Consider the following 8,681-nt stretch of genomic DNA (forward strand, 5'->3'; position numbering starts at 1 on the left):
CAAGGAACGACCCATCCTGCTCGATATAATAGAGGACCGACATGGGCGCAAGTCCATCATCATCACCTCGCAACTGCCAACGGACAATTGGTATGATGCAATCGGAGACCCTACAGTAGCAGATGCCATTATGGATCGTATTATACATACGGCGCACCGGATTGAGCTGACAGGAGAAAGTGTCCGTAAAATGGCTGCATACAGAGGGAAATAAACTAAAATAATAATAACCCCATCGGTCAAGACTTTTTAAGGGGGCATTGTTGAATGTTTTAAGGGGGCAGAATCGCTTGGTTTTAGGGGGCAGCTTACACTGGATTTTCCAGCTTCCTTGCGGAATGTCTTTTTTAGCTTTTTCTCTATCAAATCCTGAAGAATTAGACTTTCCTCATTTAGTCCTTGTTATTGAATGAACATTCTTACTTTTCTCCAGTTCAATAATCATCTCACCAATTTCCTTATCATCCTTCTTAAGTTGCTGCAAATCTGCTTTCACGTCCTTTTGATACTTGGTATCAAATCCAAAAAACATTCTCACATTATCTATCAAGCCATTAGGATTAGGATTTACAACAATTGTATCTCCATTCACATCTATGTTATTCACCGGATTATTCGCCCCATACTGATACGGAGACATCGAATAATACTTCTCGGCAAATCTGTCATTCGTCGTAAACCTTCCCAGCGCCGCATCATAATGCCTTGCCCCGTAGTCATACCAGTTCAACCCTTTCTTTGAGTCAAGCTCCTTACCGTTGTACTTGTAAGGCTGAACATTACTTGTACTTGCAAACGCCCCGCCGAAGGGATAGTAATGGTTCGTCTCTTCTACCGTACCGCTCTGGCTGATGACTACCCGGTTATTCCCTTGATGGTCTTTCAAGTAATAGTGATACTTGCTGTCGCTCAAAGTAACATAACCCTCTTCGGTAAGAAGCAGCTTCTGGACTCCGTTTTCATAGACCACGTTTCCGCAGTAATCGGTAGTGGTGGTAGTACTGCCTATCTTATGGACTGTTCTCAGCTTTGTGCCGTCGGCTCCATAAGTGTAGGTGATGGTACTTCCGTCACTGAAAGTCACCACATTCGGCAAATTTAAGAAATTATATGTAATGCCGCTAATACCTTTGTTCAAATCTTTAGTTAAATTGCCGTTGGCATCATAAGAGTACTCATCGGCAGCATTGGCACCGTTTTTGAACTCGAAGCCGCCATTGTAGGCGGAAGCCGTCACGGCATCATCCACACGGTTCAACTGATTGCCGTTCAAGGTGAGAGTCAGGTTGTCTATCATGCCGTAGGCGGCTGAAGAGAGTTGCCCGTAACGCTGCAATCCCTTGATGTTACCGTTTTTGTCGTAGCCCGTCACGTTCTCACTGAAACGGTTCGCGTTCGTGCTGATACCTGCTGTCTCGCCGTAGGTGGCATTCAGCATGCGGTCCAGTCCGTCGTAGGTGAACTTGTAACCGCGGACGGTGCTTTCATTCCCGGACTTCCAGGTCATGCTGCTGATGCTGCCGTTGTAGCGGGCGGTACCCACACCCGTATTGTAGTACAGGTTCTGGGTGAAGCGCGTACTTGTGATGCCCGTCAGCCAGCTGCGGAGGTTATAGGCATACGTCAGCTTGTTCGCCGCAGAGCCGTGCAGGGACTTGGTACTCAGACGGCCGAAACTATCGTACGTATAGTCTGCCAGAGTTATTTTGGTTCCTCCCAAAGTATGCTCCACCTTGCTTACACGGTCTGCATGGTCATAGCTATAGGTATAGACTTCCGTACGTGTGGACTTGCCGCTTGCGGTATGGCTATGCGTCACCGTGGCGGGCTGTCCCGTAAAGGTATAGACCGTATTAGTCACGTCATAACCGCCCAAAAGATTGTTCTGTACGACTTTAGTTACACGCCCCTTGACGTCATAGTAATAGCCTTTGTAAATTTTAGTACTGCTGCCGGATACAGTCACCGCGCTTCCTGTCAGGGAGCCTTTACTGTAGCCCGAAGTGTCGTTCGTGAACTGGCTCGTCGGGAAACCCGTACCGCCCAGTTCTGCACATGCACCACCTGATCGGAAGAAACCGTCTTGTTCGTGCACTCCCCCTGTTGCGTCAGCCGTCCACCGTTGTCATACACATACTCCGCGAGCTGCGCATCCGGAAGCTTCTTCCAAGTGCAGAGATTACGGTGGTCGTCATACACACAATAGGTATCCTACGTCTCGCTGATAGAATAACAAAAACTATCCTAACATACAAGATATGGAATATCTGATGTTAGGATAGTAATTAGATAGATTGGTTTTTAATCAACCTATATCAGAGGAAGACAGTAGTTCGTTACGACGAATTAACCTAAAGCATCAGGCTCTAATAAATCTGGATGTAGTATTACTGATTTATCTAATGCTCTAACAAAATGAGATTTATGGGAATATAATACTTGATACTCCTCACTCTTCTCATTTGCCCAAACTTTCAAAACTACAGCCGCTTCTAAGGGTAAACTCTTCCCGCAGAAACAGCAAACAACCATTTCTTTATTTAATATTCCATCCATAATTTTTCGCTATTCTATTAATAGATTTTTGAGACCAATTTCCCATTGTTGTTATTATACCTTTCCTCCCTTCTACAACAGCATTAAATCTACCGGGAGTAATTTCATGAAGATAAACTGTAGCTCCATCAGCCTGAGTAAAAGCCTTTCCTACAGACTTTGTTACTCTTACTTCATTCACAGAAAGTACCCCTCCTCTCGTTGCCGTTGTTCCAGCAATCCGTTGCACTCCGTGAGCAGTTGATTGTATTGCATTTTGAGTACCTCTTCCTGCCACCTTTCCTACAGCCCATCCTATTGCCTTCCCCAACAACATACCGCCAAACTCTCCGGCACCAAAGCCAAAGGCAGCTTCGCCTATAGGTCGCGCAATAGCATCTATAGAACGACTGTTCAGAGAATTGAAAAGGGCAGACTTAGAGTCTTCAGATAAAGGACTGGTTTTACCTAAGAACTGATTCTGAAGTTTACCGCTGGAGGCTATCAAGTCAAAAGCATTAACAGCCTGATTGGCTAAGATACCTCCATTCTGATAGAAGTTCAGATAGTTGTCATTACCTAACGCAATAGAGGCGGATGAACCGATATTTGTATAGCCTTTTAAAGCTTCACTACCTTCCTGCCAACGTAAATTCCCTTGCTTATCTTCATACCAGTCAGCTCCTGTTGGGTCTATTCTGCTGATAGGGTTGTTACCACAATAAGCATAGAGACTTGTATTGAAGTAGTTTTCAGCAGAAGGGTCCACCGTTGCAAACCTCCCCAGCGCCGCATCATACATACGTACCCCGTAGTCATACCAGTTCAACCCCTTCTTCGCATCAAGCTCCTTGCCGTTATACTTATAAGGCTGGGTATTGCCTGTACTTGCAAACACACCACCGAAGGGATAGTAATGGTTCGCTTCCTCTACCGTGCCGCTTTGGTTAATCACAACCCGGTTATTACCCTGATGGTCTTTCAAGTAGTAATGATACTTGCCGTCACTCAGTGTCACATAACCTTCTTCGGTAAGAAGCAACTTCTGAACACCGTTCTCATAGACCACATTTCCACAATAGTCAGTTGTGGTGGTTGTACCTCCTATCTTATGTACAGTCTTTAGCTTGGCGCCGTCACCTGCATAGGTGTAGACAATCGTACTCCCGTCACTGAATGTCACCGCACTTGGCAAATTTAAACAATTATACGATATATTGCTAATCCCCTTGTTTAAATCTTTAGTTAAATTTCCATTGGAATCGTAGGTGTATTCGTTTGCCTGCTTCACGCCGTCCTTGAACTCGAAGCCGCCACCGTAGGCGGAAGCCGCTGCCGCATCGTCCACGCGGTTCAACTGATTGCCACCGAGGGTGAAAGTCAGGTTATCAATCAAACCGTAACTGGAAGCAGCGGTCTGACCGTAACGTTGCAAGGTCTTGATGTTGCCGTTTTTGTCATAGGCGGTTACATTCTCACTGAAACGGTCGGTGTTCGTATTGATGCCGGCTGTTTCGCCGTAAGTGGCGTTCATCAGACGGCTTAATCCGTCGTAAGTGAACTTATAGCCACGGATAGTGCTCTCATTTCCAGCCTTCCACGTCATGCTGCTGATGCTGCCGTTGTATTTGGCGGTGCCGTTGCCGTTGTTGTAGTACAGATTCTGTGTAAACTTGCTTCCACTAATTCCCGTCAGCCAGCCACGGACATTATAGGCATACGTCAGCTTGTTGGTGGCACTTCCGTGCAGAGACTTGGACTGCAGTCTGCCCAAGTTGTCATACGCATAGTCGGCAAGGGTTATCTTGGTGCCGCCTAATGTATGCTCTACTTTCAAGAGTCTGTCCGCATGGTTGTAGCTGTAAGTATACATTTCAGTACGAGTGGGCTTTCCGCTTGCAGTATGCGTATGTGTTACAGTAGCGGGCTTATCGGTGAAGGTATATATGGTAGCCGTCACATCATAGCTCCCCAAGAGATTGCTTTGCACGGTCTTTGCCACACGGCCCTTGATGTCATAGTAGTATGCGGTATAAATCTTGTTACTACTACCAAGTACCGTTGCCACACTTGCAGTCAAGGCACCTTTTCCATTGCCCGAAGCATCATCAGGGAAATTGCTGTTATTGAAACCTGCTTGCGAACGGAAAGCGTAACTGTCATAGAAGTGCTGCACAAGTACATTCGTTCCAGAAGTGGTCACTTTGTTGGTACAAGTCCCCTGTTCCGTCAGGCGGTTCAGCCCGTCGTACTTGTAGTACGTCCAGTTACCGGATGTAAGGGCACGCTGGTTGCCGTCCTGCGAGAATACCAGGCGGTCGGCATTGTCATACACCATTTCCATATATCCCGCACCGGGAAGCTTCTTCCAGATACAACGGTTACGTCCGTCGTATTTGTACTGAAAAGCATACAAGTCGAGATTGGCCGAGCTCTGGTACATAGGCTGGAGTACGAAACAAAGATTACTTTTGTCGTCATACACATAGTAAGTGTCGTGCGTTTCACTGCCTTTCATCTGACGGGACAATACAACATGCCCCATCTTGTCGGTGAAGGTGTAGCTCACGTTCAAGTCTTCATCGGTGGTTTTAATAACCGAAAGCTGACCGGAAAAATTGCGTATAGAAAGCAAAAGGCAGATGATTCACGAAGCCAAACTGAAAAACAAATTCCCTGCTTATATTCAAAAGACATAAGCAGGGAATCATTTAGTTTATTGAATCAGAGATTCGGGGACTTGGGAACAATGGGGGAAGAACATACACTGAAACAGAATATTTTATCTTATCAAGAAACGTCCAAATATAAAATACCATTCTTCAGAAAGTGCATTATTCGTTTTTTGCCAACTTCCTTCAGTGGATAGGAGTATTTTTTTTATTAACTTATCGTAATTATACTTGGAGTTATTATACCCTGCCCTTTTCACAATTTTTATTTCTCTAATTTTAAGTTTTCTGTCAAAAAGAATAGTGTATAAACAAGAGGCATTCTGTTCATCACCATTGTAGTTTTCCCAATAAAGACTATCTTGGTATTTCCTTAATGATTCGTTTCCACCAATATAAGAAATTTCCGTTGAGACTTCTCGCAACCGCTTCCTAAAATAATAAGAAGTATACATTTTAGAAGATCTTGCAGTATCCAATATCAATTCAAAAACTGGTAAGTTGGTCTCAGTATCAAAAAAGATAGTTTTTTCTATCTTCTTTTTATAGGAACTTATATCACTTGAATATATTATACTTTCTTCCACCAACTTATTTTGTCCGTACAATAATGGCGGAAGCATAATAAACATGAAAAATAGTTTTAATTTAATAGTCATATCCTAATCGTTTTGACATTACATCAGCTCTTTTATTGTATATAAAATTATTGACCCCTGGCTGTCCGTGGCTAAACGGTACATTCCTCAAGTATAAAATAACATGCCCAAATTCGTGTGCAATCCCAACTGTTCGATGATTCAAAGTGCCATTCTTATTAATTATGACTTGTACATGGCTATTGGTTGAACTCTTACCGGAAGCTAACCTCTTGTCAGGTACTAATGTCTGACCTAAATTTCCTTGAATATGTTTTCCAAAAGGGACTCCAGCCTTTGAATACTCTTCTTTTTGATGAGCAGGTATTTCGCTATCATCATCGTCATAAGGAGTACCAAAAGTTTCTTCTACAGTCTTCCCATTCATTTTATATGTATTCTTATCAGATAATGACAGTTCTACCATTTTCTCACTATTGGCAATCTCAAATAAGTCTTTCAGAAAGAAATCATTACTACTATTAGCTTGTTTCGCAATGGAAGTTGGATCCAATATACCATTATTGAATTGCATCTTTATGTTACTACCATCCTGCAAACCATTGTAAATAGCTTCAATAGCTGCTGGAGTTACAATAAGCAAGCTATCTCCATTGATGTCAATGGTATTCACTGGATTATTCGCTCCATACTGATACGGAGACAATGAGTGATACTTCTCGGAAAACCTATCATTCGTTGTAAATCTCCCCAGCGCCGCATCATAATGCCGTGCCCCGTAGTCATACCAGTTCAACCCCTTCTTGCCATCATACTCCTTGCCGTTGTACTTGTAAGGCTGCACATTGCCTGAGCTTGCAAATACACCACCAAAAGGATAGTAATGGTTCGCTTCCTCTACCGTGCCGCTTTGGTTAATCACAACCCGGTTATTACCCTGATGGTCTTTCAAGTAGTAATGGTACTTGCCGTCGCTCAAAGTAACATAGCCTTCATCGGTCAGCAGCAACTTCTGAACACCGTTCTCATAGACCACGTTTCCGCAATAGTCCGTCGTGGTGGTAGTGCTGCCTGTCTTATGGACAGTTTTCAGCTTTGTGCCGTCGGCTGCATAGGTATAGGTGACGGTGCTGCCGTCACTGAACGTCACCACACTGGGCAAATTTAAGCAATTATACGATATATTGGTAATTCCCTTGTTCAAATCTTTAGTTAAATTCCCGTTGGAATCGTAGTTGTATTCATTCGCCTGCTTCACGCCGTCCTTGAACTCGAAACCGTTGTTGTAAGCAGAAGTCGTAGCGGTATCGTCCACACGATTCAGCAGATTGCCCGTAAGAGTGATCAAGCCGTAGACTGATGCGGAGGTCTGCCCGTAGCACTGCAAAGACAGGATATTGCCGTTTTTGTCGTAACCGGTCACCTTTTCTGTATAGCGGCCTGCGCCGTGGGTGAAAGCAGTCAGACGGTTAAGGCCGTCGTATCAGTATTAGAAAGAAAAAAAGCTATCCTAACATGCAAGATATGAGCTATCTGATGTTAGGATAGTTATTAAAGAGATTAGTCAACTAAGACAGATTATTTCTTATTAATGTTAAGCAACCAATATACAGCCAATGATAAAGCATAAATTGCATATATAACTACTATTTCAGCATAATTGACAAGAGCATGTATTTCATCTAATCTGTCACTCACTACCGGGAAAGTGCCTTTACCACCTAAGGGCAAACAGTCTTCTATGGAATATTTTATCACTAAATAATAATTAAGAATAAAACCTATCCCATAGACAATCATCAACAATGAGAATATCAGAAATACCATTAAAATAACCTTTTTCATAATTACCATTTTGTTCCAGCTCCATGCAAATTAAACTCTTTCTTTATTTCATTATAAGTAATTCTTCTGATACTATGCTCATCCTCTTTAGACATTACTTTCAAACGGTCTCCTAAAGAAGCAGGGGCTTTAGAATCTTTCAAATCCAAATCTTTTTTTACTCCCTCTTGTATACCTTTTATGGAAGTGGTAGCGCAGTTGTTAATAAATAAATTATATTCATCAATAACTTTCGCATTTTCTTTACCTGCATACTTACCTTTTTGAGGTATTTTATTACTATTATCTAATTGCTTATCAAAGTGTTTCGAAACAAGTTCATCTGAACCTTTTGTAAACTCATATCCCACTGCTTCATTAGCAAGCATTTGATCCTGAATAAAGCTAATAGCATCTCTACCCGTCAATTTAATAAGCACTCCTTCTCCTGTAGGCGAAGTATTCCGTGCCGAACTTTTATCTTTTCCCAATTCTCCATATCTACCATAGGTATACACAATTGTATTATCACCATTGCCAACTGTTACAAATGCATGTCCAAAACCTTTTCTTTCGATATAAATTCTTGGCAGTCTCCCGTCTGCATCAATAAATTTGATAGGATTATTCAAACAATACCCATACGGACTCATCGGATAATACTTCTCTGCCAGTGGATCAACTGTCATAAACCTACCCAATGCTGCATCATACATACGTGCTCCATAATCATACCAATTCAACCCCTTCTTGCCATCATACTCCTTCCCGTTGTACTTGTAAGGCTGCACATTGCCTGCACTTGCAAACACCCCTCCAAATGGATAGTAATGGTTCGTCTCCTCTACCGTGCCGCTCTGGTTGATGACTACCCGATTGTTACCCTGATGGTCTTTCAAATAATAATGGTACTTGTTGTCGCTCAAAGTAACATAACCCTCATCAGTCAGTAGCAGCTTCTGAACACCGTTCTCATAGACCACGTTTCCGCAATAGTCCGTCGTGGTGGTAGTGCTGCCTGTCTTATGGACAGTTTTCAGCTTTGTGCCGT

Annotated in this window: 6 protein-coding genes and 2 pseudogenes; 1 reads left to right on the forward strand and 7 read right to left on the reverse strand. The window is 42.9% G+C overall.

The genetic code is table 11. The annotated features are described in order from the left end of the window. The coding region (locus CSD97_RS01620; protein WP_159461923.1) for an ATP-binding protein at nt 1–214 on the forward strand (214 nt) is incomplete at its 5' end. Between the two features lie 360 nt (nt 215–574). Here CSD97_RS01620 and CSD97_RS01625 read toward each other — a convergent pair. The 7 genes and pseudogenes from CSD97_RS01625 to CSD97_RS01655 form a co-directional block, all read right to left on the reverse strand. Beyond that, nucleotides 575–2,136: pseudogene (locus CSD97_RS01625) on the reverse strand (RHS repeat-associated core domain-containing protein); the annotation flags it as partial. Between the two features lie 210 nt (nt 2,137–2,346). Continuing rightward, on the reverse strand, nt 2,347–2,556 hold the full coding sequence (locus CSD97_RS01630; RefSeq protein WP_035447395.1) for a hypothetical protein: 210 nt from the start codon (nt 2,554–2,556) through the stop codon (nt 2,347–2,349). Further along, on the reverse strand, nt 2,537–5,170 hold the full coding sequence (locus CSD97_RS01635; RefSeq protein WP_244284006.1) for an RHS repeat-associated core domain-containing protein: 2,634 nt from the start codon (nt 5,168–5,170) through the stop codon (nt 2,537–2,539). The genes CSD97_RS01630 and CSD97_RS01635 overlap by 20 nt, the downstream gene beginning before the upstream one ends. A gap of 147 nt (nt 5,171–5,317) precedes the next feature. Further along, on the reverse strand, nt 5,318–5,866 hold the full coding sequence (locus CSD97_RS01640; protein ID WP_005825326.1) for a hypothetical protein: 549 nt from the start codon (nt 5,864–5,866) through the stop codon (nt 5,318–5,320). A gap of 580 nt (nt 5,867–6,446) precedes the next feature. Beyond that, a pseudogene (locus CSD97_RS18995) lies at nt 6,447–7,301 on the reverse strand (RHS repeat-associated core domain-containing protein); the annotation flags it as partial. A gap of 83 nt (nt 7,302–7,384) precedes the next feature. Then, nucleotides 7,385–7,651 carry a hypothetical protein gene (locus tag CSD97_RS01650; protein WP_225982726.1) on the reverse strand — a complete coding sequence of 89 codons (267 nt, stop codon included), beginning with the start codon at nt 7,649–7,651 and terminating at the stop codon, nt 7,385–7,387. Nucleotides 7,652–7,653: 2 nt separating this feature from the next. Next, nucleotides 7,654–8,681, reverse strand: a 1,028-nt coding sequence (locus CSD97_RS01655; RefSeq protein ID WP_244284007.1) for an RHS repeat-associated core domain-containing protein, incomplete at its 5' end; no start/stop codon positions are given.

It is taken from the genome of Bacteroides sp. AR29, from assembly GCF_900217715.1.
Lineage (GTDB): Bacteria > Bacteroidota > Bacteroidia > Bacteroidales > Bacteroidaceae > Bacteroides > Bacteroides uniformis.

What these genes read in the sequence shown, in the direction of transcription:
- CSD97_RS01630 (WP_035447395.1), bottom strand. Translation starts at nt 2,556, where the DNA reads ATGGATGGAATATTAAATAAAGAAATGGTTGTTTGCTGTTTCTGCGGG.
- CSD97_RS01640 (WP_005825326.1), bottom strand. Translation starts at nt 5,866, where the DNA reads ATGACTATTAAATTAAAACTATTTTTCATGTTTATTATGCTTCCGCCA.
- CSD97_RS01650 (WP_225982726.1), bottom strand. Translation starts at nt 7,651, where the DNA reads ATGAAAAAGGTTATTTTAATGGTATTTCTGATATTCTCATTGTTGATG.